The sequence below is a fragment of the Aureibaculum algae genome (assembly GCF_006065315.1).
Classification (GTDB): Bacteria; Bacteroidota; Bacteroidia; order Flavobacteriales; family Flavobacteriaceae; genus Aureibaculum; species Aureibaculum algae.
Genome location: NZ_CP040749.1, coordinates 1,874,594 through 1,900,953, shown reverse-complemented (window position 1 = coordinate 1,900,953; position 26,360 = coordinate 1,874,594). Strand labels below are relative to the sequence as shown.

General features: G+C 32.2%; 22 protein-coding genes. 11 read left to right on the top strand and 11 right to left on the bottom strand.

Annotated features, from left to right (window positions below; all coding sequences use genetic code 11):
- Window positions 1-220: 220 nt before the first annotated feature.
- Window positions 221-1,915, bottom strand: coding sequence for a histidinol-phosphatase HisJ family protein (locus FF125_RS07805; RefSeq protein WP_138949234.1), 1,695 nt, complete (start codon window positions 1,913-1,915; stop codon window positions 221-223).
- Window positions 1,916-2,541: 626 nt separating this feature from the next.
- Between FF125_RS07805 and FF125_RS07800 the strand changes: the two genes are divergently transcribed.
- The 6 genes from FF125_RS07800 (at window position 2,542) to FF125_RS07775 (ending at window position 13,004) form a co-directional block, all read left to right on the top strand.
- A complete protein-coding gene (locus FF125_RS07800) occupies window positions 2,542-2,955 on the top strand; it encodes an HYC_CC_PP family protein (RefSeq protein WP_138949233.1) in 414 nt (137 codons plus the stop codon).
- A 108-nt stretch (window positions 2,956-3,063) separates the two neighbouring features.
- The gene (locus tag FF125_RS07795) at window positions 3,064-6,846 is read left to right on the top strand and encodes an efflux RND transporter permease subunit (RefSeq protein WP_138949232.1); all 3,783 of its coding nucleotides are present in this window, start codon (window positions 3,064-3,066) and stop codon (window positions 6,844-6,846) included.
- Window positions 6,843-8,084 carry a TolC family protein gene (locus FF125_RS07790; RefSeq protein ID WP_175418886.1) on the top strand — a complete coding sequence of 414 codons (1,242 nt, stop codon included), beginning with the start codon at window positions 6,843-6,845 and terminating at the stop codon, window positions 8,082-8,084. Before FF125_RS07795 ends, FF125_RS07790 begins: the two co-directional genes overlap by 4 nt.
- Window position 8,085: 1 nt before the next feature.
- The gene (locus tag FF125_RS07785; protein WP_138949231.1) at window positions 8,086-8,643 is read left to right on the top strand and encodes a helix-turn-helix domain-containing protein; all 558 of its coding nucleotides are present in this window, start codon (window positions 8,086-8,088) and stop codon (window positions 8,641-8,643) included.
- A gap of 76 nt (window positions 8,644-8,719) precedes the next feature.
- A complete protein-coding gene (locus tag FF125_RS07780) occupies window positions 8,720-11,230 on the top strand; it encodes a heavy metal translocating P-type ATPase (protein ID WP_138949230.1) in 2,511 nt (836 codons plus the stop codon).
- 4 nt (window positions 11,231-11,234) lie between these two features.
- A complete protein-coding gene (locus tag FF125_RS07775) occupies window positions 11,235-13,004 on the top strand; it encodes an efflux RND transporter periplasmic adaptor subunit (RefSeq protein ID WP_138949229.1) in 1,770 nt (589 codons plus the stop codon).
- 137 nt (window positions 13,005-13,141) lie between these two features.
- Here FF125_RS07775 and FF125_RS07770 read toward each other — a convergent pair whose 3' ends face one another.
- The 9 genes from FF125_RS07770 to FF125_RS07730 all read right to left on the bottom strand — a co-directional run bounded on the left by FF125_RS07770 (window position 13,142) and on the right by FF125_RS07730 (window position 22,229).
- On the bottom strand, window positions 13,142-14,335 hold the full coding sequence (locus FF125_RS07770) for an IS256 family transposase (RefSeq protein ID WP_138949166.1): 1,194 nt from the start codon (window positions 14,333-14,335) through the stop codon (window positions 13,142-13,144).
- Between the two features lie 244 nt (window positions 14,336-14,579).
- On the bottom strand, window positions 14,580-15,764 hold the full coding sequence (locus tag FF125_RS07765; RefSeq protein WP_138949228.1) for a WG repeat-containing protein: 1,185 nt from the start codon (window positions 15,762-15,764) through the stop codon (window positions 14,580-14,582).
- Between the two features lie 62 nt (window positions 15,765-15,826).
- Window positions 15,827-16,096: a hypothetical protein gene (locus tag FF125_RS07760; RefSeq protein WP_138949227.1), complete on the bottom strand. Its 270-nt coding sequence runs from the start codon at window positions 16,094-16,096 to the stop codon at window positions 15,827-15,829.
- 217 nt (window positions 16,097-16,313) lie between these two features.
- On the bottom strand, window positions 16,314-17,594 hold the full coding sequence (locus FF125_RS07755) for a toxin-antitoxin system YwqK family antitoxin (RefSeq protein WP_138949226.1): 1,281 nt from the start codon (window positions 17,592-17,594) through the stop codon (window positions 16,314-16,316).
- Between the two features lie 224 nt (window positions 17,595-17,818).
- Complete coding sequence (locus FF125_RS07750; protein ID WP_138949225.1) at window positions 17,819-18,763, bottom strand: L-histidine N(alpha)-methyltransferase; 945 nt, start codon at window positions 18,761-18,763, stop codon at window positions 17,819-17,821.
- Window positions 18,756-20,123 carry a mercuric reductase gene (locus FF125_RS07745; RefSeq protein ID WP_138949224.1) on the bottom strand — a complete coding sequence of 456 codons (1,368 nt, stop codon included), beginning with the start codon at window positions 20,121-20,123 and terminating at the stop codon, window positions 18,756-18,758. The genes FF125_RS07750 and FF125_RS07745 overlap by 8 nt, the downstream gene beginning before the upstream one ends.
- A 40-nt stretch (window positions 20,124-20,163) precedes the next feature.
- Window positions 20,164-21,324, bottom strand: coding sequence for an ergothioneine biosynthesis protein EgtB (egtB, locus tag FF125_RS07740; RefSeq protein ID WP_394344128.1), 1,161 nt, complete (start codon window positions 21,322-21,324; stop codon window positions 20,164-20,166).
- 30 nt (window positions 21,325-21,354) lie between these two features.
- Window positions 21,355-21,864: a peptide-methionine (S)-S-oxide reductase gene (locus FF125_RS07735; protein ID WP_138949223.1), complete on the bottom strand. Its 510-nt coding sequence runs from the start codon at window positions 21,862-21,864 to the stop codon at window positions 21,355-21,357.
- An 83-nt stretch (window positions 21,865-21,947) separates the two neighbouring features.
- A complete protein-coding gene (locus FF125_RS07730; protein ID WP_138949222.1) occupies window positions 21,948-22,229 on the bottom strand; it encodes a DUF427 domain-containing protein in 282 nt (93 codons plus the stop codon).
- Between the two features lie 331 nt (window positions 22,230-22,560).
- Here FF125_RS07730 and FF125_RS07725 point away from each other — a divergent pair, with 331 nt between their 5' ends.
- The 5 genes from FF125_RS07725 to FF125_RS07705 all read left to right on the top strand — a co-directional run bounded on the left by FF125_RS07725 (window position 22,561) and on the right by FF125_RS07705 (window position 25,254).
- A complete protein-coding gene (locus tag FF125_RS07725; RefSeq protein ID WP_138949221.1) occupies window positions 22,561-23,142 on the top strand; it encodes a sigma-70 family RNA polymerase sigma factor in 582 nt (193 codons plus the stop codon).
- 38 nt (window positions 23,143-23,180) lie between these two features.
- Window positions 23,181-23,438 carry a hypothetical protein gene (locus FF125_RS07720; protein ID WP_138949220.1) on the top strand — a complete coding sequence of 86 codons (258 nt, stop codon included), beginning with the start codon at window positions 23,181-23,183 and terminating at the stop codon, window positions 23,436-23,438.
- A 73-nt stretch (window positions 23,439-23,511) separates the two neighbouring features.
- Complete coding sequence (locus FF125_RS07715; protein ID WP_138949219.1) at window positions 23,512-23,991, top strand: OB-fold protein; 480 nt, start codon at window positions 23,512-23,514, stop codon at window positions 23,989-23,991.
- A gap of 34 nt (window positions 23,992-24,025) precedes the next feature.
- A complete protein-coding gene (locus FF125_RS07710; RefSeq protein ID WP_138949218.1) occupies window positions 24,026-24,571 on the top strand; it encodes a YceI family protein in 546 nt (181 codons plus the stop codon).
- A 179-nt stretch (window positions 24,572-24,750) separates the two neighbouring features.
- Window positions 24,751-25,254, top strand: a complete 504-nt coding sequence (locus tag FF125_RS07705) for a DinB family protein (RefSeq protein ID WP_138949217.1) — start codon at window positions 24,751-24,753, stop codon at window positions 25,252-25,254.
- Window positions 25,255-25,432: 178 nt separating this feature from the next.
- Here FF125_RS07705 and FF125_RS07700 read toward each other — a convergent pair whose 3' ends face one another.
- On the bottom strand, window positions 25,433-26,317 hold the full coding sequence (locus FF125_RS07700) for a DUF6268 family outer membrane beta-barrel protein (protein WP_138949216.1): 885 nt from the start codon (window positions 26,315-26,317) through the stop codon (window positions 25,433-25,435).
- Window positions 26,318-26,360: the final 43 nt, after the last annotated feature.

Genomic DNA, 26,360 nt, shown 5'->3' with positions numbered 1-26,360 from the left:
AACTTTTGTAAATAAACCTAATGAAAAAATGAAGATCGATAGTGGTATTATTCTTCCTTAAAGACAGCATAGAAACATTATCTTATAAAAATAGCCAAAAGTATTCACGTGATTTTCACCCAGTACACCGCTACCGCAATGTTTCTGTGAATAAAAAGATATCGTATTGAGTAAAAAATCTCCAAACCCGCAACCAAAAACTCAAAATATTAATTCCAACTTACATACTGTAAAATTCAATCAAATTTGCTTCATAATATTGATCCCCTAATTTGGCCAATAAATTGCGAATCACATTACTGTCACCATCGATCGCCAAAGCAGAATAACCTACATTATTCAATTTCCCTAACCTTAAATCAATTATATTAATATTTTTTGAAGACAAAGCAGATAGCAATATCAAGAGCACTCCAGGAGCATTATTGTGCTTGGTTAGTATTACTTTATCACTTAATGCCAAATTCAATTTAACACCATCCATTTCTAATAAATAAACACCTTCTCCGTAGTAATTAGGTAATTGGGCATTCTCCTTATAGGTCAAATTATGAAACAATTCAGCACTTGCACTTGTACCATTTACAAAGTCAATAGCACTTTGCACATCTCCCTTAGAACCTTTTATCGATAAAAATGCAACTGCAGTACCATCGTTATTCGATTTTAGCCTTGCTGTCTCAACATTTATACCTTCAGAAGCCAATGTATTAAATAGCGAAGAAATGACTCCAGGCTTGTCTACATGTTCAGAAAACAATCCATTTACGGTTTCGTTAGTTGACGTTGGAATTTCATTTGTAACTGTTATTGATTTACCCCATTTACGGATTCGAATTGCATTATAGTCACCCATTCCTGTAGAATTTTTATAGATATCTACAAATTCTGAAAATGTGCCTCCAAAAGAAAAATCTGGCATAATTCTTCTATGTGCAATATCTAATCGTTGATTTAACAATTCTATACCTTTGTTTAATACGGTATATTTCACTTTTAAATCGTGATTGTCATAGATGGTTCGATTCTCAGGAATTAATTTGGAATAACTAACATAGCTCTCGTATCCAGCTTCCTGAATATACTCTAGACTCTCTTTAAAATTTAAGCCGTAATACCGTACATGATGTGTATCGGTTCCTACACACACCGGAATTTGAAGTTCATTTGCTCTTCTTAATATACTCTGAATCGGATAAACACCTACGCCTTTAAATTTACCCGCCATATCTACATCTATTGAAAGATTCCGATCGGCAATCAACTCTAATAGTGTTCTGACTTTATTTGCTAAAGGATGTGAACTCGTCTCAAAATTCAATAATGCTTCAGGCATATCAACATTCAATTTCGGTAAATCTATATGCCCAACAATTTGAATCATATCACCAAAACATTCAATCATTTGAATAGTTTCATTAAAATAACCATCCCAATAGGCCTCCAGACTTCCTCTCATTTCCAGCAATTGAAGAGCTTCCTCTTTTGAACCGTCATATGGCAAGCCTTCTGGAGCAAAATGTACTGAGCCAATAACATAATCAGCACCTTCTGCCTGAAATATTTTTGAACGACTCCACTGCAATCCTAAATCAGCACCCATCCATTCTAACTCAACACCATATTTAATATTTATTTTACCTTCGTACTTTTTACGAAGACCTGCAATTCGTTTTGGATAATTTAAATATGATCTATTGCCACGAATAAACTTTACGTTTGTTTCTCTTTCTGCTATATATCGAAAATTTGTTAAGCGAGGAGAGTGTATAATAAAGGTAATACTTGGATGATTTGCTTCTATTGCTTTATCAACAACTTTTTCTAATTTATCAATACCATGCTTAACACGATCTTGTTCGGTTCCGGCATGAATACCATGTGTCTCCCAAATAAAGTCATTCAGTTTTTTCATGTGTTTATGTTTATTGTTTTAGCGGACACATGCTGTTCGCAAATAATTCCCTTGGGTGTTAAAAACTATTAGCATGCTCGTTTCATCAATCAATTGCTTTAAATTTTGTTTACTGAATTACAAAATTAACGATTGGTTTAGAATTAATGGCTAAATTTTCATTTGTTTTGAATTTAATTCAATAGCATATATCTATAATTCGACTTTCATAAATGTAATATGACCAGATAACACAAGTATTATCAATACTAAAATAATAGTTTTTAGAAAACAATAAAACATTCATTTCAAGAAATATATTTTTTTTTGATGATAGTTCATAAAACTAAATAACAAGTAGCCACCTGTAAAAAGTAACCAAAAGTGTACTATTTTAGTGCTACTTCTCTCCTCAGGTCACTTACGTTTAAAACGTTATAAAATACAAGTCACGATGTAATTATGATATGGAAATTAATAGAGATAGTCTTGTAAAACATGAATTAGTAGTACAAAAAATTATATAAATACCAACACAATCTAAATCATACTTAGTTTCTCGCAAAGCGTTGATTGATTAGAATAATCATTTTTTTAACAAAACATTTAACTACTACTACCCTAGTTATTATATCTTTGCAGTTCTGATGAAACAACTATTTTTCAAAATATCATCCTTTTTAATGGCAATTGTAGTTTTATTCTCTACATTATCATTTAGTATTGACACGCACTATTGTGGAGATACTATGGTTGATACCGCAATCTTTCATAAGGTAGATACATGTGGAATGGAAATGGAAAAAACTTCTACTAAAGATTGTAATATTACAATTAAAGATTGCTGTACTGATGAACAAATAAGCATTAACGGTCAAGCTGAATTAAAAATTTCTTTTGACAAACTTACTTCAAACCAACAGTTATTTGTCGCATCATTTATATATTCTTATATCGATCGTTTTGAAGGTTTAGAAAAAAATGTAACATCATATAGAGATTACGCTCCTCCACTCGTTTTCAGGCAAATCTACAAGCTTGACGAGACGTATATAATTTGATTTTTAAACAATAGACTTTTTTATCCAATGGATGTTTTTCATTAGGATAATTCTTTGTATTCGGTGTTTTCTCAACACCAATGTCTAATTGTTTAATAATCAAAGCCAATGCTAAATAAAAGCATAAAATTTTTAATAGAAAACAAACTTGTTGCAGTATTAATGCTCGTTCTTTTTGTAGGATGGGGTACTGTCAATGCTCCTTTTAATTGGGATACTGGTTTTTTACCAAGTAATCCCGTAGCTGTTGATGCTATACCAGATATTGGAGAAAACCAGCAAATTGTGTTTACGAAATGGGATGGTCGTTCTCCTCAAGATATAGAAGACCAAATCACGTATCCATTAACCTCATCACTTCTAGGAATTCCTGGTGTAAAAACTATTCGTAGCTCCTCTATGTTTGGATTTTCAAGCATCTATATTATTTTTGAAGAAGATATAGAATTCTATTGGAGTCGAAGTCGTATTCTTGAAAAATTAAACTCCTTACCAAGTGGTTTACTTCCAGAAGGCGTAAATCCTGCTTTAGGACCAGATGCGACAGGTCTAGGGCAAATATTTTGGTACACGTTGGAAGGTCGTGATCAAAAAGGTAACGTAACTGGCGGATGGGATTTACACGAGTTACGAAGCATTCAAGACTACTATGTGAAATATGCTCTATCATCTGCAAGTGGCGTTTCAGAAGTAGCCTCCATTGGTGGCTATGTTCAGGAATATCAAATAGACGTTAATCCTGAATTGATGCGTCAGTATGATATTGGACTGAACCAAGTAGTAAAGGCGGTTAAAGAAAGTAATAAAGATATTGGTGCACAAACATTAGAAATAAATAAAGCTGAATACTTGGTACGTGGCTTAGGTTACGTCAAGTCAATTGCCGACATAGAAAATGCCGTAGTTACCTCCGAAGATTACACATCAATCAAAATTAAGGACATTGGCAACGTTTCCTTAGGCCCAGCAACTCGCAGAGGAATTTTGGATAAAGAAGGTGCAGAAGTTGTGGGGGCTGTTGTAGTTGCCCGTTATGGGGCCAACCCTATGGAAGTCATTACTAATGTAAAGGCGAAAATAAATGAATTAAGTGCAGGATTACCCTCAAAAGTATTGGCAGACGGCAGAACCTCACAAGTAACTATTGTTCCTTTTTATGACAGAACGGAACTTATACAAGAAACGTTGGGAACACTTAACGAAGCTCTTACTTTAGAAATACTAATAACCATTTTGGTCATCATTATTATGGTTTTCAATCTTCGTGCTTCCATTCTAATATCAGGATTGTTGCCAGTCGCCGTTTTAATGGTTTTTGTAGCAATGAAATTCTTTGGGGTTGATGCTAACATTGTTGCATTATCAGGTATAGCGATAGCTATTGGTACCATGGTAGATGTAGGTGTCATTCTATCCGAAAATATTCTTAGGCATTTGGATGAAGATGATGGAAAATTACCCATAAATACCGTCGTTTATAATGCTACAGCAGAAGTCTCTGGTGCTATAGTAACTGCAGTAATGACGACCATTATTAGCTTTATTCCAGTCTTTACAATGATTGGGGCAGAAGGTAAATTGTTCAGACCATTGGCCTTTACAAAAACATTTGCATTAACAGCATCCATTATTGTTGCGTTGTTCTTAATTCCACCATTCGCAGCTTATTTGTTTAGAAAGAAGCCTATTAAAAAGACATTAATTTATGTAATCAACGGTCTTTTAATTACACTTGGAATCGTTGCAATGGTCTTTGGTTATTGGTTAGGAATTATCTTAATAGCATTTGGCATTACTACGCTATTAAAATTACAAGGTAAATTGACAGAAAAACGAGCCAATTTCATAAATATTGGTATATCAGTTTTTGCAATCGTAATTCTTTTAGCAGCATATTGGCGGCCTTTAGGCGTGGATAGAAGTATCTTTTCAAATCTTATATTTGTTGGATTGATCTGCTTTGTGCTATTAGGTGTTTTTACCTTATTCAGACGCTATTACACTAGAATTTTAAGATGGGCATTAGCCAATAAAATACTGTTTCTATCTATTCCAACGCTCATTATTATTAGCGGATTTTTTATTATGCAAAATACTGGAAAGGAATTTATGCCCTCATTAAACGAAGGCTCATTCCTTTTAATGCCAACATCTATGCCTCACGCAGGAGTGGAAGAAAATAAAAGAGTTCTACAGCAGTTGGATATGGCAGTTGCCAGTATTCCCGAAATCAAAACCGTTGTAGGAAAATCAGGTAGAACAGAATCGGCATTAGACCCAGCACCATTGTCTATGTATGAAAATATCATTCAATATAAACCAGAATATATATTGAATGAAAAAGGAAAACGCCAACGTTACAAAATAAACGATGAAGGATTTTTTGTTAGAACGGATGAAAGTTTGGTTGAAAATCCTAATAAGGCAGTGGGCTCTATAGTAGTCGAAAAAGCTCTAAAGAATGGTAAAAAGGTTTTGATCACGACTAATGTATCATCGAAAGACCTAATTCCTGATGATGATGGAGAGTTTTTCAGAAACTGGAGACCAGAAATAAATTCCCCAGATGATATATGGACAGAAATCGTAAAAGTTACTAAGTTACCTGGAGTAACTTCTGCACCTAAATTACAACCCATTGAAACTCGATTGGTAATGCTCCAAACTGGAATGCGTGCACCAATGGGAATTAAAGTAAAAGGACAGGATTTAAAAGAAATAGAAGCTTTTGGTGTTCAATTGGAAAATATTCTGAAACAAGCTGAAGGTGTTAAAACCGAAGCTGTTTTTGCAGATAGAATTGTAGGAAAACCCTACTTGCTAATTGATATAGACAGAGATAAACTGGCACGTTATGGAGTTACGATTGAAGAAGTCCAAAAGATACTCAAAGTAGCTATAGGTGGAATGATATTAACGCAAACCGTTGAAGGTCGCGAACGTTATGGTGTTCGTGTTCGCTATCCAAGAGAACTTAGAGAAAACCCAAATGATTTAAAACAGATTTACATTCCTATAGAAAAAGGGAGTCCCGTTCCTTTGAGTGAGCTGGCAAGTATTCGTTACGAACAAGGTCCACAAGTCATCAAAAGTGAAGATACTTTTTTAGTGGGCTATGTTTTGTTCGACAAGTTAGATGGTTTTGCAGAAGTAAATGTGGTTGAAAATGCTCAAGCATTAATTCAGCAAAAAATCGATTCAGGAGAATTGATTGTACCTAAAGGTATTAATTATCAATTTACAGGAACATATGAAAATCAATTGCGAGCAGAGAAAACCTTATCGGTAGTAGTACCACTAGCACTACTAATTATTTTCTTGATTTTATATTTCCAATTCCGTTCGGTAGCCACATCTTTAATGGTCTTTACAGGAATTGCCGTAGCATTTGCAGGTGGTTTTGTAATGATTTGGCTGTATGGACAAGATTGGTTTTTAAACTTCAATTTTTTCGGAGAAAATTTACGAGACCTATTTCAAATGCACACCATTAATTTAAGTGTTGCTGTTTGGGTTGGTTTTATTGCACTTTTCGGAATAGCAACTGATGATGGTGTGGTTATGGCAACATACTTAACCCAAACTTTTGACAGAAATACGCCCGAAACCAAAAAAGAAATAAGAGCATCAGTAGTTGAAGCTGGAGAAAAACGAATCCGTCCTTGTTTGATGACCACAGCAACCACCATATTGGCATTGTTGCCCGTTTTAACGTCAACAGGGCGTGGGAGTGATATTATGATTCCTATGGCAATTCCAAGTTTTGGAGGGATGCTCATAGCTTTAATCACATTATTTGTTGTTCCAGTTCTATATAGTTGGAAACAAGAATTTTCATTAGAAAAAAGAGAAAAGAATATAGAAAACAAACCCAAAACACTCGAATTATGATTTCATTTAATAAAAATATCCATAAAAGCACAATCTTTGTGATCTTTACTTTGCTCTTTGTGCTCCAAGCTAACGCACAACAATTGGAAATACTCATTGAAGAAGCATTGAAAAACAGTCCAGAAATTCAAAAATTCGAATTGCAATACAGCATTGCTTCTGAAAAAGTAAATGAAGTAAACGCAGTTCCAAATACTGAATTAGGAGTTGGGTACTTTGTCAGTGAACCAGAGACAAGAACAGGAGCTCAACGCTTCAAAGTGTCCGCAAAACAAATGATGCCTTGGTTTGGTTCTATAACCGCAAGAGAAAATTATGTAAGCTCTTTAGCCGATACTAAATATGAGGATATTGTTATTGCTAAAAGAAAATTACTCGCCTCTGTTTCACAATCCTACTACAATTTGTTTGCTAATTTAGCAAAGCAAAAGGTGTTGATGCATAATATCGAATTACTAGAAACTTATGAAACATTGGCATTGACGTCAGTTGAAGTTGGCAACGCTTCAGTTGTAGATGTATTGCGGTTACAAATGCGTCAAAATGAATTAGAACAAGTAAAAGAAGTGCTAGAACAGCAATATTTAGCGGAACAAACAGCACTCAATAAACTTTTAAACAGAGATAAATCTACAGAAGTTAATGTTATGAATGAATTGACTATTCCTTCTGAAGATACATTAATTAATGTAGAAAATTTTTCTCTACATCCTGAATTGATTAAATATGACAAAATCTATCAATCTGTTGAAAAGGCGGAGTTGTTAAATCAAAAGGAAAGCAATCCAATGATTGGTTTTGGATTGGACTATGTTAGTATTGATAAACGACCTAATATGAGTTTTAGTGATAATGGAAAAGATATCATTATGCCGATGGTATCACTATCAATTCCAATTTTTAATAAGAAGTACAAATCACAGACGAAACAGAACGAGTTGCAACAACAAGAGATAACCGCACAGAAACAAGAGCGTTTGAATAAGTTGGAAACTGTTTTAGATAAAGCTGTGAAAAATAGAGTCTCTGCAAAAATCAGTTTTAAAACACAAACGAAGAACTTGAAACAAGCTAATGATGCTGAAGAAATTTTAATCAAAAGCTATGAAACTGGAACCATAGATTTTAAGGATGTTTTAGACATTCAAGAATTACAATTGAAGTTTCAAACGAATCAAATTGAATCTGTGAAATCTTACTATATTCAAACAACAATTATTAATTATTTAATTCAATAAAATGGCACACACATTATTAATAAAAAATATGGTTTGTGCGAGGTGCAAATCAACTATTTTAGAATTGTTAGAAAGTATTGGGCTAGAAATTGAATCCATAGAATTAGGGAAAGTGGTAGTAAAACAAGATATAAAAGACCATTATAAAACTATTAAAAATGGACTAAAGAATTTAGGTTTTGAACTTATTGAAGATGAATTGGTAGTGTTGATTGAAAATATTAAAGTGTTGGTAATTCAATGTATTTCAGAAAATAATGTGGTTGATATTTTTTCAAAAATAACAAAAGAGATAGGCAAAAATGATGCGACCATAAGTAAGATTTTTAGTAAATCAGAAGGCATTACACTCGAGAAATATATTATTAATTTAAAAATTGAAAAAGTAAAAGAATATATTCAATTGAATCAATTAAATTTTTCTGAAATAGCATATAATCTTAATTATAATAATAGTAGTCATTTAGCGAAACAGTTTAAAACCGTCACAGGAATGTCCATGTCTGAATATCGAAAATTACAAAATTGGGATCGGAAAGAATTAGACCGAATTGTATAAAATATTACCGGAATTAGAAAAACTTATTTTTCAAAACAAAGATACATTTGTTGTGTCATTATAAAGAACATATAAAATGAAACACACTTATCATATACACGGAATGACTTGCAATGGTTGTCGCAGTCATGTTGAAGAAACATTATCACAAATTGAAGGGGTTTCAATGGCTACCGTTAATTTAGAAAAGGCAGAAGCAACAATTGAAATGGAATCGCATATTCCGATTGAAAAATTTCAAGATGCTTTAAAAAATGATGGAGGTAATTATAGCATCCATATGTTAGGAGAACAACATCATCCGAAAGAAGAAAAAGAAATACAACCAAAAGGAAAAGGTACTGGAACATTTTATTGCCCAATGCACTGCGAAGGCGATAAAACATATGACAAACCGGGCGATTGCCCTGTATGTGGAATGGATTTGGTTGAAGAACAAAATTTATCAGCCACAACTGCCGAGCAATGGACCTGCCCAATGCATCCAGAAATTGTAAAAGATGAAGCTGGCTCATGTCCTATTTGTGGCATGGACCTAGTCCCAATGCAACCAGACCTATCCGCAGAAGAAAAGACGTATTATAAATTATTAAAAAAGTTTAAAATTGCTGTTGTATTCACATTGCCAATATTTCTAATTGCAATGAGTGAAATGCTTGCGAACAATCCATTATATGATATAATGGAACAAAAATATTGGAATTGGTTTCAATTTGTATTATCGATACCAGTTGTGTTTTATGCCACTTGGATGTTTTTTGAACGTGCTTATAAAAGTATAAAAACGTGGAACCTCAATATGTTTACCCTTATTGGTATTGGTGCAGGTGTTGCGTGGTTATTTAGTGTCTTCGGAATGTTTTATCCAGACGTTTTTCCAAGTCAATTCAAAACAGAATCTGGTGCGGTACATGTGTATTTTGAAGCTTCAACGGTTATATTAACCCTCGTATTGTTGGGTCAGCTTTTAGAAGCCAGAGCTCACAGTAAAACAAATACAGCCGTAAAAGAGCTACTAAAATTAGCACCTAACAAAGCATTAAAAATAGTTGATGGTGAAGAAGTTGAAGTAAGCATCGACAACATCAAATTGAGCGATATTTTAAAAGTAAAACCAGGAGATAAAATTCCTGTCGACGGTGTAATAACCGAAGGAAATACTACTATTGACGAGTCAATGATTTCTGGCGAGCCTATTCCTGTAAATAAATCAGAAGGTGATAAAGTAAACGGTGGAACAATTAACGGTAACCAATCCTTTTTAATGAAAGCCGAAAGAATAGGAAGCGATACTTTACTATCTCAAATTATTCAAATGGTTAATGATGCCAGTAGAAGTCGTGCTCCAATTCAAAAATTGGCAGATAAGGTATCCGGATATTTTGTTCCAGTTGTAGTTGCAATTTCTTTATTAACTTTTACTGTCTGGGCTATTTGGGGACCAGAACCTGTTTATGTTTATGCTTTTGTTAATGCTATTGCCGTATTGATAATTGCGTGTCCCTGTGCCTTAGGATTGGCAACTCCAATGTCTGTAATGGTTGGTGTGGGTAAAGGAGCTCAAAATGGCGTATTGATAAAAAATGCTGAAGCTCTTGAAAGACTTGATGAAGTAGATACTTTAATCATTGATAAAACAGGAACAATTACAGAAGGAAAACCAACAGTTGAAATTGTGGGTACTTTTGATACTAATTTTAGCGAAAAGGAGATTCTACAATTTATAGTATCGTTAAACAAAAATAGCGAACATCCATTGGCAGAAGCAACAGTAAAATATGGAAAAGAGCAAAATGTCGATCCCGAAGCATCGGGACTAAAATCGGAAGAATTTAGTGCAGTTACGGGTAAAGGTGTTGAAGCTACTATTAATAGTAAAAAAGTAGCACTCGGTAATCCTAAAATGATGGAGTATGCCCATGCTGACATAACATCTCAAATGAAGTCAAAAGCTGAAACTTATCAAAAGCAGGGGAAAACAGTTTCTTATTTATCGATAGGCAATTCAGTTGTTGGTTACATTGTCATAAGCGATAAAATCAAAAAAACAAGTGCTAAGGCTATTGCAGCCCTTCAAGAAAGAGGTATTGCCGTAATTATGCTTACAGGCGACAATCACAATACAGCACAAGCTGTAGCAACAACACTTAAACTTACTGATTTTAAAGCAAGTATGTTGCCTGAAGACAAACTCAACGTGGTAGAACAATTACAAAAAGAAGGTAAGATAGTTGCAATGGCGGGTGATGGTATTAATGATGCACCAGCTTTGGCAAAAAGTGATGTTGGTATTGCCATGGGCACTGGTACAGATGTGGCTATTGAAAGTGCAATGATAACCTTGGTTAAAGGTGATTTGCACGGAATTGTTAAAGCAAGAAATTTAAGTCATGCGGTAATGCAAAACATAAAGCAAAATCTGTTTTTCGCACTTATCTATAATACAATAGGTATACCAATTGCTGCGGGTGTACTATTTCCATTTTTCGGAATTTTACTATCTCCAATGATAGCTGCTTTAGCAATGAGCTTTAGCTCTGTTTCTGTCATTGCCAATGCCTTACGGTTAAAAAAAATTAAAATATAACAAAATGAAAAAATATATCATTTACATTGGAATACTAGCTGTTGGATTGGTTTTAGGATGGGTTCTATTTGGTAATTCGTCAAATAAGGAAACAGAACATGATCACGATGAAACTATGGAAATTAATCAGATGTGGACATGCTCTATGCATCCACAGATTATGAAATCAGAACCAGGTAATTGCCCTATTTGCGGAATGGAGTTAATTCCTGCGGCAAGTGGTGCAGATGGTTTGTTGGCAGATCAATTTAAGTTAACTGAAAATGCAATGGCTTTGGCCAATGTACAAACAACTATAGTGGGTAATGGTAAAGCAAATAGTAATGCTATAAAACTATCAGGAAAAATCGTTGAAAATGAAGAATCGAATGCGGTTCAAGTCAGCTACTTTTCTGGAAGGATTGAACGGTTAAATGTTAGTTTTACAGGTGAAGAAATTCGAAAAGGGCAATTATTGGCTACTATTTATTCCCCTGAATTATATGCGGCTCAACAAGAGTTATTAACCGCATCTTCATTAAAAGAATCGCAACCAGCTTTGTATAAAGCTGTAAGAAATAAATTAAAACTTTGGAAACTTTCTGAAAACCAAATCAACAACATTGAAACCTCCGGTAAAGTTTTAGAAAATTTCCCTGTTTACGCGACAGTTTCAGGGACCGTTTCAGAAAAGTTGGTAGAGCAAGGAGAATCTATAAAACAAGGTCAACCACTATTAAAAATAACCAATCTAAATACGGTTTGGGCAAATTTTGATGTTTATGAAAATCAGATTGATTTATTCAAAAAAGGGCAAGAAGTGTCAATCACCACCAATGCATATCCTAACAAGGAATTTAAAGGTAGCGTTTCGTTCATAGATCCCTCATTAAACACACGAACTAGAACTGTAAAATTGAGAGTTGTTTTAAACAACTCAAAAAATAATTTTAAGCCAGGTATGTTTGTTGAAGGTAAAATTGATGGTGTTTCTTCTAGTAAAGGAGAAGTATTAAGTATTCCGTCCACGGCGATTCTATGGACAGGAGAGCGTTCTGTGGTATATGTTAAACCATATCCTAATGAGCCCATTTTTGAAATGCGTGAAATAAGATTAGGAAATCCGATAGGAGAAAATCATGAAGTGTTAAGTGGATTAGAAAATGGCTATGAAATAGTGACCAATGGGACTTTCACAATTGATGCAGCTGCCCAATTACAGGGTAAAAAATCAATGATGAATCAGGAAGGTGGAAAAACAATGACTGGACATGAAGGACATCTTGGAATGGAAACCTCAACTACTAAAAAAATAGAGCATTCCAAAATAAATGAACGTATCAAAGTACCTTTAAAATTCCAAGACCAATTAAAAAATGTTTTTGAGAACTATATATCACTAAAAGATGCGTTGGTAAATGATGATCCTAAAAAGGCCAAGATAGTAGCTACATCAATTGTCAAAAGTTTGGAGAAAATCGACATGAAATTGCTGTCTGACAATAATGCTCATAACCATTGGATGACCTTACAACGTCAAATCAAAACGGCAGCAAATTTAATTGCTTCTGAAACAGGAATAAAACAGCAAAGAAAAGATTTTGAACAATTATCATCACACATAATAAGTGCTGTTGAATCATTTGGTATAAACGAAAAAGTGTACCGCCAATTCTGCCCTATGGCCGATGATAACAATGGATCGTATTGGTTAAGCAAAGAAGAGAAAGTATTAAATCCTTATTTTGGTAAGGCCATGCATAACTGCGGTAATGTGACCAGTATCATTGAATGATAATTTGGTGAGAATTATTTAAATAAAATATAAATCTTACTAAAGAAATCTAAATGAACACATCCTTTTTTTGAGTTTATCCAAAATTTTGTGTTTTTGAAAAATAATTTCAAAATTCATAGGTTAACTTTTTTGATTTATAACCTGTTTGGAAAACAAATATACAATTGATTGTAGATTTGTCCCCATTTAAAACGTGTTTTCTTCCATTTTGCACTGATGCTTTGTGCCGCTAAATAGATGGATTTCAAGGCTGCATCATCATTAGGGAACACTTTTTTGTTACGCGTATATTTTCTAAGACTTGCATTAAAACTTTCAATGATATTAGTTGTGTAAATAAGTTTTCTTATTTCTTTAGGATAATTTAAAAAAGCGGTCAAGTTATCCCAATTATTCTCCCAAGACTGTACGGCAGATACGTATTTATGTTCCCAATTTTGTTTAAATATTTGGAGAGCTTCTAAAGCGAACTGTTCATTATCTGCTTGGTAAATGCCTTTAATATCCGTCATTATTGCTTTTCTGTCTTTGTAACTCACGTATTTTAGTGAGTTTCTAATTTGATGTACAATACAGATCTGTCTTATGCTATCCGGGAAAATAGCTTCTACCGCTTTGTCAAGTCCTGGTAGGTTATCCGAGCATAAAAAGAAAATATCTTTCACTCCACGAGAGCGCAGATCATCTAAAATAGACATCCAAGCAGATGCTTTTTCGGTTTCAACAATATGCATGCTCAAAATATCCTGTTGCCCTTCGGTATTAACACCTAAAACTATCATACAAGCTTTAGAGATAACCTTGCCTTCCTGTCTTATTTTATAGTGAATGGCATCTATCCAAATTATAGGATAAACGTCTTCTAAAGGCCTATTCTGCCAGAGCTTGATGTCCTCTAATAATTGATTGGTAATAATCGATACCTGTGATGTTGAATAATTAACACCATAGGTACGGTGGATAAAGTCGATTATATCCAAATTGCTCATACCCTTAGCGTAAAGCAATTGGATACAGTCTTCTAATTCTTGACTGATCGACTGATGTTTAGGAACTATAACTGGATCAAAACTAGCCTCTCTATCTCTTGGGATTTGGATACGTTGTTCTCCATTTTGCGTTTTTATGGTCTTCTGTGAAAAACCATTACGCTGGTTGTTTGCAATTATGGAATCACCTTTTTGGTAACCTAAATGAGCCGTCATTTCTGCTCTTAAAAGTGATTCAATACCGCGTTTAAGTAATTGTTCTTTGACTTGATCAAAGTCTTCTTTGTTAGTGATTTTACCAAGTAAGGCTTCCAACTGTTTTTCTAATTCTGTGTTCATAAGATAAAAATTTAAAGGTAAATTTTTTGCCTATGAATTTCAAAATCATTTTTCAACTAAATAATCGCTAAAACACAAAATATTACACAGTCCCCTTTTTTTTACCTAATCATCTAAAGAGAGCTATGTTCACAAACTTATTAAGATAAATCATCTTGTAATAATCATTCTTATTTCGATTGGTACATTTCCCTTTTGAAAGACAATTATGAATGTTAATTTATTTTGAGAAATAATTGATAAGCTAATTCTGCATAGCGTTGTATTCTTGTTCAGTCACCTTATTACCTTTCATATCAAAAAAGTAAGACTTATCATTTAGCTTCATTTTTACATAGGCATTACTAAAATAATAGGTCTCTGCTTTATCATAAATTATAGGAATAACAATTTGTCCATTTGGATTTATAAATCCGATTTTACCTTTTAACGCTACTCTAGCTAATTGGTTTTCAAAACCTGTAGCTCCATCATAAAGTAATGGAATTATAAGTTTACCCGATCCATCTATAAACCCATATTTATTCTTACTTTTCACCATTGCTCTATTTTCTAAAAATGGATGAACATCATCATAACCTACAGGCGTAAATACCTTATTATTCTCTAAATTGATAAAGTATTCAGCTTGATTCCAACGCTTTTCTACTAAAAATAAGCCATTGCTTGAGGCTTTATGTTGGGCATAAGAATATTCAATTGGAATTATCACTTTTCCACCATAATCAACGAATCCATACTTTTCATCTTTTTTTACTCTAAATAATCCATTTTTATAAGTAAGTACTTCGTCGTATATCATTGGAACCACTATGTTACCCAAACTATCAATTACACCGTGCGTACTATAGTCTCCATTTTTATTTTTAATAGTATTATGAGTTAATGGTTGCTTATATCCATAAGCTAAACCCTTGCTAAAACTAGTTAAATCTAAATATTCACAAGGAATAACAGATTCTCCTTTACGATTTATATAACCGTGATAATCGTCCTTCTCAACTTTAATTAATCCATTTTCATCATCTAATCTACCTAACTCGTCATATGTAGTAGTTGTAATTTTAGTACCATTAATATCATAAACTTCCCATTGCCCATCTTTATTTAACCTGAAGAGTTTTTGGTCTTCCCACAATTGAGCTTCATCATAAATAGTTTTGACAATTTCTTCACCTTTGGTATTGATATACCCTTGATTTAATAGATAACTATAATCATCTTCTTCAATTCTTATTTCTGCTACATGAGCAATGCCATATTTAAAATCTGAAATAGAAACATAGTTGTATTGGGTTAGCTGTTTTCCATCGTTACTAAACAAAGCATATTTACCTTTTCCATCCTTTTTAAAATAAGGCAACGTATCACTTTGTGCAAAACAATTTAAGGTAATACCAATAAGAAATAGAATAAGTGATTTTTTCATTTTAATAGGTTTCAATAAATAAAAACAGTTTCGTGTTATAGGCTATAAAAATGTATTTACATTTAAATCTGATAGTGAAAATCTTTTAATACATTACGAACACCCCTGTCGACTTTAGCTTGCCCATCAATAACACACCATATAATTGGTGCAAATACTGAAAAATAAATAATATATTTTACTATTTTATTTGACACTTCTTTGGTAAATAAGATCATAAGGTATACAACTAAAGAATAAACCAAAAGAATTCCAGAACCAATACTAAGAATCGGCATCCATGCTCCCATAAATAGCATAACTATTGAAGCAATTAATAATATGCCCATCATTATTATAACTATAATTTTCACTCTTTTTATTATTTTTATTTTAGTAAGTTACTACTATTTATAGGGGCTAGCATTAGTATTTATCAAATGTATACCTTAAATATTTCTAACCAAATTATCAATGTTTATTTGTAGAGTGTTAATTTATATTTGCATGATTACAAGAACAAAAAAAACCACTAAAAGTGGTTTTTTTGTAAGCATCTGATCTAATAAATTATTTTTTCATTTTCTTCTGTATCTGTTCTATAAGTTCTGTTGTAGAACTATAGGTGTCATCATTTTTTTTGGCAATTCTAATTGCTTCTTTTGCCAAAATTAACGCTTGTTTTAGGTTACCTGTTTTAAATAACAATGCCGCATAGGTATCTGTATTAAAATAATCTTTATCTAGCTCTATAGAACGCTTAACCATCTTAATTCCTTTTTGTAGCATAGCTGCATCTGTCTCATTCTCATAGATATCCCAAGCCATATTATTTAATTCAAAGGCATCATTCCAGTCAATTTCTTCACCATTAACAAATTCTATGGTTGAAATTAATTTATTATTAGCATCATATTCGTTTATTGTTCCTTTACCCGCTTTCAATGTTCCTTTATCCAAGGTTTTTCCATTTTTATCAAAGTAAGATATTACTTCAATAACTTTACCTGCATTCCATAATTGAATCCTTTTTATTTGGCCATTATCATAATAAGAAGTCCATTTTCCATTTTTTCTATCATTTATATAATTACCTATTTCAATAACATCGCCACGCTCATTATAAAATTTCCATTCACCATTACGTCTATTTCTATAATAATTTACACTTTCTACTGTAGCATCACCCGCGACTTCAGCAACCGCATCAATAGCGTCTTCTTCTACTTCAACATATTCTATTATTTCTTCCTCTACTTCTTCCACTTGAGTCTGTTCAATCTTATGAGAGACATCAATAACGGTATCTTCACTTTCAAATACATTGCTATTTATATCATTATTTTCCCATTTGCTAATTCTGACATCTTCCTTATAGTTCTCAATCTTAAATAATTCCCCAGATTCAGTATAATATTTCCATTGACCTTGCTTTTTACCATGCGAATAATCACCTTCTAGTTTTTCTTGCCAATTGTCATATTGTTGCTTCCAAGGACCATCCTTTTTTCCTTGATCATCAAATCCACCGGAGACCATAAGTCTACCATTATCATAATAAATTTCTTTTCTATATATGATACCGTCATAATACCTTGTCATTTTTTTATTTGTACCATCATAATAATACTCATTCCAAGTTCCTACTTTTTCCCCATTCTCATAAGATCCATATTCTTTAAGTTCACCGTTTTCATAAAACGACTCATATCTTCCATTTTTTTCACCATCCTCATCAAGAATAATTGTAGTTTTCACGTTACCATTATCCCAAAAGGTTTTTTCTTCTTGAGCATGCAAACCGACAGCTAAACAACTCAAAATAATAATTAAGATTCCGTTTTTTTTCATTTTAAAAATTTGATTACGTTTTAATAACCTTTTTGTAAGGTGATTATTGTTTTAAGAGATTGTGAAATTAGGCTTTGCTTATCAATCATCAATGAGCAAATGTATATTTGTTTATATTGAGTCAATAATCGTATAATACCCTATTTATAATTTGGAGGCTCTTTTTTAGACTAAAGTTCTAGTATGATAAATTTTCCACGACTCACATTGTGAAATTTTAAAAATTATGATTTAATCAATAATGAATCTGTAAAATAATGTTTGCTATCTAAAAAGTGCTTATTTACTCGAAAACCACTTTGTTCGGCAAGATGGTCTAATTCATCTAAACTATATTTTTTTGATAATTCTGTCCATATCAATTCACCATAAGTAAAATTAAAACGCTCATTTAACTTTTTAAGTAGTACTTTCTGATTACAAAGACTTACAATATAACTACGTACTTCACCATTTAACGGATTATAATGACAATAAAAATCGAAATCGTCAATTTTAAAATCACCATCAAACTCTCTATTAATCCGTTTCAATAAATTGATATTGAAACGTTTGGTAATTCCATGCTTATCTAAATAAGCATTTTGTATAGTTATTGGGTTTTTCTTTAAATCTACTCCAAGTAAAAGGGCATCTCCCTTTTTCATATTTTCATTAAATAATTTTAAAAGATTTATGGTCTCTGGCTCCGTATAATTACCAATATTACTCCCTAAAAATAATAACAAACTCGGAATGTTAGTTTGAACATTTTCTTTTGACAACACCTCAAAGTAATCACCAACCCTAGGATGAATAGACAGTTTTGGAAGTCTCTTTTTTAAATCTGCCGTCAACAAATCCATAGCTCCTTGAGAAATATCAATAGGTACATAATGAAAATCAATATGGTTATGCACCAAGAATTCCAATAATTTAAACGTCTTTAAACCGTCTCCAGCACCTAATTCTACGATATTAAACGTTTGTTTAAAATTAACCGCATCAATTATTTGTTTGGCTTGTAGCGATAAAATTTCAAACTCACAATCTGTTAAATAATACTCTTGCATATCCATAATTTCTTGGAATATGCGACTACCTATATCATCATAAAAATATTTAGAAGATAAATGTTTTTCTTTTGCAGACAAACCTGCAACAACGTCTTTTGCAAATGTATTATTCATGTATAGCTTTTAGTTTTTCTAAAGTGGTTGGTATTAATTCTGAAATGGTAGGGTGCAATACGACAGAATCTCTTATTAATTTATAGGATTTTTTAGCGTACATCACATTTAAAATACTGGTAACAATTTCATCTCCGCCTGTTCCTAAAACACAAGCACCAATAATTTGATCGGTATCCGCGTCAACCAAAACACTCATAAAACCATACGTTTCTGCTTTTTCTTTGGCCCTGGCAATTCTAGACATTTCGCGTTTGCCTTCTAATAAATTTATTCCTTTAGAAAGTGCTTCTGCTTTTGTCATTCCACAACGACCTAATGGTGGATCTACAAATAATCCATATGTAGATATTCTATCAGAGATTTTTCTGCTTTTATCAGCAAATAAATAATTTTCAACAATTTGATAATCATTATATGCCGTATGTGTAAATGCTCCTTTTCCGTTACAATCTCCTAATGCAAAAATGCCTTTCACATTAGTTTCGCAATAGTCGTTTACATTTATAAAACCTCTTTTATTTACTGAAATAGTTGTATTTTCTATTTTTACAATGTCAGTATTAGGCTTTCTACCAATGGCTAATAACAAATGAGATCCTGAAACTTCCACCTCATCATTTATCTTTAAAGAAACTTGATTGCCATTGTATGAGGGTGTTATCTTTTTTGCATTAAACACAAATTCAATACCATCAGCTTTTAAAAATTTTTGAATTTCATCGCTAATAGCGATATCTTCTCTACTTATTATACGCTCACCTCGTTCTATAATAGTTACTTTACTTCCAAAACGCTTAAATATTTGTCCAAATTCCAATCCTATATAACTTCCACCCACAATAATAAGGTGCTCTGGAAGCTCTTTTAAGTTTAAAACAGACACATTGGTTAGATGCGGAATGTCTTTATATTCATCAGGGACAAATGCTCGTCCACCGACATTAATAAAAATTTCATCAGCCGTTAAAATTTCATCATTTACGCTTACTTCATTATCTGAGATAAAATGAGCTTCCCCTTTAAAGAAATGAATATGCTTATTATTTTCAATGGCACTATGTATACCTTGTACTGACTTTGCGATTGAGGCATCTTTTCTATCTTTTATGGCATTCATATTGGCTTTAAAAGAGCCTTCAAAATCTACACCAACATCATTACTATGTTTAATATCCCACATTCTTCTGGCACTAGCCACATAGGTTTTAGTTGGGGTACAACCCACATTTAGACAGGTACCTCCAACTTGTGTTTTTTCTATAAAAGCTACTTTCTTACCTTTTGATGCTAATGAAAAAAGCAATGGTGTACCCGCTTGACCCGAGCCTATAATAATACTATCAAATTTTTGTTTCATATTTTATTTTTATGTTGTGCTATTTTAAAGCTGAAATAGCTTAACGTGAGACGAGCCTAATACCAGAGAACATCCATTGTAAACTAGAATGAAAAAAGTTTCTATACGTTTTTCTACTGTGGTTTTTTGGTGTTGCTATGGAGGCTCCTCGTAATACTTGTAAATTCACCATAAATTTTCCGTTATACTCACCTAAAGCTCCATCTGCTTTAGTGAAATTTGGATATGGTTGGTAAGCACTAGCGGTCCATTCCCAAAGCTGCCCATAATTTAATTGGTCAGCTGCTATCTCCCATTCAAATTCCGTTGGTAAACGCATTTTCTTCCATTCTGCAAAGGCATAAGCTTCATAATAACTAATATGCATTACAGGTAAATTAGGGTCTATTTCTTCCAATCCATCAAATTGATAATACTTCCAACCTCCTTTAGTAAAATGCCAATATAAAGGTGCTTTCAAATCATGTTTCTGAATAAAATCCCACCCTTCTGCGTGCCACAAATTAAAATCTTGATAACCTCCAGCTTCCATAAACTCTAGGTATTCTTTATTAGTCACCAATTTATTTGAAATTTTAAAAGGCTGCACATACACTTTATGTACACCTAACTCATTATCAAAACAAAAGTCATCACCTTTATGCCCAATCTCATAAACACCTTCTTTAAAAGAAATGAATTTTTGTGCTTGTTTTTCTTCTTGAAGAAAAATATCACCATCGTATTTAGGAAAAGTAGGTTGATTTCCTAAAATATATTTGATATCATACGCCAATAATTCTTGGTGTTGTTGCTCATGGTTAATTCCGATTTCAACCAATTCTAAAAGTTTATCTGATTGATTCTCTTTTAGCAATTCGTTTATATGCTCTGTAACATATTGACGATACTCATAAACCTCACTTACCGTTGGCCGTGTCATCAATCCTCGATTAGGACGTAAAACGCGTTCCCCTGCATTGTTGTAGTAACTATTAAATAAGTAGGCAAAATCATCATCAAAAACAGTATAATTTTTTTTAAACTTCTTGAGTACAAATTGTTCAAAAAACCAAGTAGAATGAGCCAAATGCCATTTTGGTGGCGACACATCAATAATGGGCTGAACAGAATAATCTTCTATCACCAAAGGTTTACATATGTTTTCGGTTCGTTTACGGACCTCATTAAACGTATTTAGTATTGCTATTTTCAAAGGAATTAAAATTTATATTTATTGATCGTTTTTATGTTAATCTGCCAATTGCATATTTTTATTTTTTACATAATCTGAAAATTTATCCAACAATAATTTTAATTTAGGATTTATAAAGGTTTTGCAAAAAGGTTTTTCTGGATTTGTTATATAGTAATTTTGAATTTGTACTCTTGAAGCCTTAAACGCAATAAAGGGCACTATTTCTGTAATAATTTTACTTTCAAATCTCGTTTGTAAATTTCTTAGTATTGTTTCACTTACTTCATATTGGGCCGTAGAAAAAGTATAAATTGCAGATCTATATTTATCACGCCTGCTATGATGAACTGTGCTTTTATGTGTATGTAAGTGAATTTCTGTAAGAACATTCAATGAAATTTCATTATCAAAATGAACAATAACAGCTTCTGAAAATGAGTTGCTATCACCAGAAGAAGCAATCCACCCCTGCTCTACTTTTACGACACCTTTTAAATGTTGAAACACAGCTTCTGTACACCAATGACAACCTCCTCCAAACCCTATTTTATGCAAACTATTCAAATCTAAGCCATGAGCGTTATTAAATTCAATTTTATAATAAGTACTATTTGTCTATTAAGTTAAGTTAACCTAACACTAACCCATTAACTTGACACGTTTACATCTTTCCAGAAGGCTACGTGATTTTTTATTTGTTTTGCCGCTTCCGATGGAGTTTTGTAATACCAACCAGCATCCTTCGATACTTTACCATTTACCTCTATGTCGTAATAGGATGCTAGACCTTTCCAAGGACATGTACTTTCATGTGAACTTTCTTTAAAATATTGAATATTTAAACTCTCTAATGGAAAATAGTGATTGCCTTCTAATTCTATAGTGTTATTACTCTCAGCTATTATACTATTATTAAATATTGCTTTCATATTATGTATAGATTTTAATTTTAAACGGCCTTCTATTAATCAATTATAGAAAACTTATTTAGACTTTTACCATTGGTTTATAAAGCACTCCGTTTTACGTAATAGTTGCTTTATAAACTCATACTCGAACTATTTCATTTAATAATGAATAGTATTGAATCTTTTAAAAATAACTATTTATATTTAATAAACATAATTTAGTTTATTTTCAGTCGCCAATTTGCACTAATGTATTCTCACATTATTTCAGATATATAGGTTTATAACATCAATTTTTGAAAGGTTTTAAAATAGTATATTTGATTTATTATAATTACGGACTTAAATTTTCATGGAAGTTAAAAAAGGTAATACTACAATTGTATTTGAAAACTGGGTCAATCAGTTTAGTGATGCTCTTTATTCATGGGCATTATACAAGACTTCTTCTAAAGAAACAGCAGAAGATTTAGTTCAAGATACCTTTGTGTCTGCTTTTCATAAAATAGATAATTTTAAAGGACAAAGCCAACCAAAAACTTGGTTATTTTCTATTTTGAATAATAAAATCATCGATTATTATCGTAAAAACGCGAAAATTAAAAAGCACGAATTTAAGCTCTCCGAAAAGGCAGGGTTTCAATTATCTGATAATTTATTTAATGAAACTAATGGCTGGAAAACTAGAGAAATAGACCCTATTTGGGATCAAGAAGAGGAATTATTAGACAACCCAGAATTTAATGGTGTTATGGCTGCTTGTATTGATAATTTACCAGAAAAATGGAAAACCGCTATCACTTCAAAGTATTTAACAGATAAAAAGGCGAAAGAAATTTGTCAGGATTTGGGCATTACCGTGTCGAATTATTGGCAGATCGTGCATAGAGCTAAACTTTTACTAAAAGAATGTTTAGAAACAAATTGGGTCTGAAAAGAAGTAATGAAATGAAAAAGATACTACAAAAAATAATGAATAAATTAATTAACTCATGTAAAAAGACTACTGAGTTAATAGATAAAGAGGCAATTTCTAAATTAACTTTAACAGAAAAAGCACAATTACAACTGCACAAGTCTATGTGTAAAACATGTAATGCATATGCACATCGTTCAAAATTTTTAGACAATGCCATTGGTAAATTATTTAACCATAACGCTCCACATAATAAGGCGAAACTTTCCGATGATAGCAAGTCTAAAATTCTTGAAAAACTAAAAAAACAATAATTTTTAATATTTTTTTGTCAGGAAATTAAAACTCAGAGTCTATTCTTTTGTAAACCAAAAAATAGATAATAAAATGAGTATCACAAAAAAAATAGTAATAGGTCTCGGTATCGTGATTATAATCATTGGCATTATTGGAGCCATGATGTTTTTTAAGCCACAAAGAGATGTACAAAACACCAAAACAGATTTCAGTTATCAGGCAAGTGAAATCGTAAATGAATACCTTACGGATTCCAATAAAGCAAACAATAAATATTTAGACGAAGAAGGCAATTCTAAAGTCCTTGAAATAGAAGGTCTTGTTGCCAAAATCTCTGAAGACTTCAATAATCAAAAAGTAATTCTATTAAAATCTGCAACCGATAAAGCCGGTGTAAGCTGCACTTTCACAAAAGAAACAAACGAGCATACATTAAACATTAAAACAGGTGATAAAATAACCGTAAAAGGTGTGATTCGATCTGGAGCCGCATTTGATGCTGATTTAGATATGTATGAAAACGTAATCCTGGAAAAATGTGATATTATTTCTAAATTAACAAGTAAATAAAAAGTATAACTATAATCATTAAATTTTAAAATAAATGAAAAAATCATTCTTAACAATCGTAACATTAGTAGCAATTACTGTAAGTTCATTTGCTCAAAAACAAGTAAGTTCAAAGACACACTTGAAATTTTTCTCTACAACACCAGCAGAGGATATTGAAGCTAACAATTACAAAGCTGTAAGCACATTAGATACGAGTACAGGAGATCTTGTATTTTCAGTACCTATGCAAAGTTTTGAATTTGAAAAAGCCTTAATGCAAGAGCATTTTAATAGTAAAAAGTTTTTAAATACAAAAGCCAACCCTAAAGCAAAACTAAAAGCAAAAATTGTCAATCTTAGTAATGTCAAATTTAACACTGATGGCTCTTATACTGCAAATGTGGAAGGTGATTTAACCATAAATGGTATTACACAACCAATAAAAGAAAAAGTAACTTTTAAGATAGTAGGTGGTAAAGTTAATCTTACTTCAAAATTTAATCTGACGTTGGCAGATTATGAAGTGGCTTTCAAAAAAGGAAAACCTTCAACAAATATTGCTAAAACCGTAGAAGTAACTGTTGAAGCAAATTTTTAGTTTTTGATTTTGAGTTTTTAGAAAGGTTGCAGAGCAACCTTTCTTGTAAATACCAGTGAATACTATTTTCACTGGTATTTTTCAATTAAATTAAGTATCGGTTCAGTGTATTTATAAAAGCTGTCTTTCATTAAAATATAGGGATCAAAACCAATTTGAAACTTTCTATAAATTGAAGTATGAAAATCTTTTGTCAAGAAAATTTAAACGAAATAAAAAAGGTATTGCATCAATTAACAAATGAGCAATATAACTTTCCATCTAACACATTGTTTGGAGCCACTATTGGGCAACATATAAGACATATTTTAGAGTTTTACCAAAGTGTTCTATCAGGTATAAAAACGAATACAATTAATTACGACAGCCGTAAGAGAAATCTATTAATTGAAACGGACACGCACTATGCTATTCAAATAATTGACAGTATAAATGCTGGTTTAAAAACGATTAACACTGATAAGTTACTCATTCTTGAAGGTGATTTTTGTGCTGAAGAAGGAAAACAAATAAAAATACAGACTTCTGTTTTAAGAGAGTTAGCATATTGTTTAGAACATAGTATACACCATCAAGCATTAATTAAAGTTGGTTTGTTAGAACTAAATAGCATATCCCTAATTGAAGACAATTTTGGGTTGGCACCAGCAACATTAAGATATAGAAAACAATGTGAAAAGTAACATTTCGATTATTGGAATGTTGGGTAAATACAACTCTATTAGCAACAAAAACGTTTTAAAATTAACGCTTATTTCTCGCGTTTCTTTTTGTTAGAATTTTATTTCTTATTAATAACCAGTTCATTAGTAAGTTATATGGTACCGTTTGTTCTTTTATTTATTGCCCTTTAGTATCCTTTTAAATTTTAAAACGTATTCCAGTTTTAAAATAGTAAAAGTTGTTCTTATTGACTGTAGTTACCGTATTATGTTTTTTGTCTTTTAATTTGGCACTACTACTAATGATATTGGCGAGGTTTGCATAGAGTTCCAGATGTTTGGTAATTTTGTATTCATATCTAAAACCAGCAATGATAATGGACATGATTGCCTTACTTGCAATATCTTCATTATTCACTAAAAGTCCATCTTGAATATTGGCTGTAAACCCGTCCAATTCGGCGACCAATTTAACTCTAGATTTTTCAGACAGATGGTATTGCAAATTTGATTTAGGAACCCCTAAATTATAAGACCACTTGGGATGAAATTTTCGGTAATAACTAATAAATGGAAGTGGAAAGGGAATTCCCCTATTTTCTGAATAGGATACACCGAGAATCAACCGATAAGGTTTAGACACGGTACTATCCTTTCTTTTGTCATTTATAAAAACTAAATCACCTGAGAACACTGCATCTTCAAAGGTTAGTTTCTTTACCAAATTCGAGCTATAACCTGTTGATAACCGAGCTCCAACACGCCAATTATCATTCATCTTGTAGGTATAACCAATGTTTAAGTCTAGTAATTGAAAGTCATCAATTGCATCGATATCAAAATTGGTAACACGTTTATCAAAAGACAATTCTATTTTACTGTAGTCCAGCCCTACCAATAAAAAACTATCCTCATTTAGTTTTATAGGGTAATTGAACAAACCTCTAAAGCGATCGTAACCAACATCTGAATTCCCTATAGGTAGTCTTGTATAATCTATTTTAGCAAGGTTAGACAATTGTGCCGAACAAACCATTGTACCCATTAAAAAAATGATTACAATTTTAAATAAATTTTGTCTCATAAGTAATTTCTAAAGTAGCTATTTTACAAGGTTCATCATGTTT

What these genes read in the sequence shown, in the direction of transcription:
- FF125_RS07710 (WP_138949218.1), top strand. Translation starts at nt 24,026, where the DNA reads ATGAAAAAATCATTCTTAACAATCGTAACATTAGTAGCAATTACTGTA.
- FF125_RS07730 (WP_138949222.1), bottom strand. Translation starts at nt 22,229, where the DNA reads ATGAAAGCAATATTTAATAATAGTATAATAGCTGAGAGTAATAACACT.
- FF125_RS07715 (WP_138949219.1), top strand. Translation starts at nt 23,512, where the DNA reads ATGAGTATCACAAAAAAAATAGTAATAGGTCTCGGTATCGTGATTATA.
- FF125_RS07720 (WP_138949220.1), top strand. Translation starts at nt 23,181, where the DNA reads ATGAATAAATTAATTAACTCATGTAAAAAGACTACTGAGTTAATAGAT.
- FF125_RS07790 (WP_175418886.1), top strand. Translation starts at nt 6,843, where the DNA reads ATGATTTCATTTAATAAAAATATCCATAAAAGCACAATCTTTGTGATC.
- FF125_RS07755 (WP_138949226.1), bottom strand. Translation starts at nt 17,594, where the DNA reads ATGAAAAAAAACGGAATCTTAATTATTATTTTGAGTTGTTTAGCTGTC.
- FF125_RS07750 (WP_138949225.1), bottom strand. Translation starts at nt 18,763, where the DNA reads ATGAATAATACATTTGCAAAAGACGTTGTTGCAGGTTTGTCTGCAAAA.
- FF125_RS07770 (WP_138949166.1), bottom strand. Translation starts at nt 14,335, where the DNA reads ATGAACACAGAATTAGAAAAACAGTTGGAAGCCTTACTTGGTAAAATC.
- FF125_RS07725 (WP_138949221.1), top strand. Translation starts at nt 22,561, where the DNA reads ATGGAAGTTAAAAAAGGTAATACTACAATTGTATTTGAAAACTGGGTC.
- FF125_RS07785 (WP_138949231.1), top strand. Translation starts at nt 8,086, where the DNA reads ATGGCACACACATTATTAATAAAAAATATGGTTTGTGCGAGGTGCAAA.
- FF125_RS07705 (WP_138949217.1), top strand. Translation starts at nt 24,751, where the DNA reads ATGAAAATCTTTTGTCAAGAAAATTTAAACGAAATAAAAAAGGTATTG.
- FF125_RS07760 (WP_138949227.1), bottom strand. Translation starts at nt 16,096, where the DNA reads ATGATGGGCATATTATTAATTGCTTCAATAGTTATGCTATTTATGGGA.
- FF125_RS07805 (WP_138949234.1), bottom strand. Translation starts at nt 1,915, where the DNA reads ATGAAAAAACTGAATGACTTTATTTGGGAGACACATGGTATTCATGCC.
- FF125_RS07800 (WP_138949233.1), top strand. Translation starts at nt 2,542, where the DNA reads ATGAAACAACTATTTTTCAAAATATCATCCTTTTTAATGGCAATTGTA.
- FF125_RS07780 (WP_138949230.1), top strand. Translation starts at nt 8,720, where the DNA reads ATGAAACACACTTATCATATACACGGAATGACTTGCAATGGTTGTCGC.
- FF125_RS07745 (WP_138949224.1), bottom strand. Translation starts at nt 20,123, where the DNA reads ATGAAACAAAAATTTGATAGTATTATTATAGGCTCGGGTCAAGCGGGT.
- FF125_RS07775 (WP_138949229.1), top strand. Translation starts at nt 11,235, where the DNA reads ATGAAAAAATATATCATTTACATTGGAATACTAGCTGTTGGATTGGTT.
- FF125_RS07795 (WP_138949232.1), top strand. Translation starts at nt 3,064, where the DNA reads ATGCTAAATAAAAGCATAAAATTTTTAATAGAAAACAAACTTGTTGCA.
- FF125_RS07700 (WP_138949216.1), bottom strand. Translation starts at nt 26,317, where the DNA reads ATGAGACAAAATTTATTTAAAATTGTAATCATTTTTTTAATGGGTACA.
- FF125_RS07765 (WP_138949228.1), bottom strand. Translation starts at nt 15,764, where the DNA reads ATGAAAAAATCACTTATTCTATTTCTTATTGGTATTACCTTAAATTGT.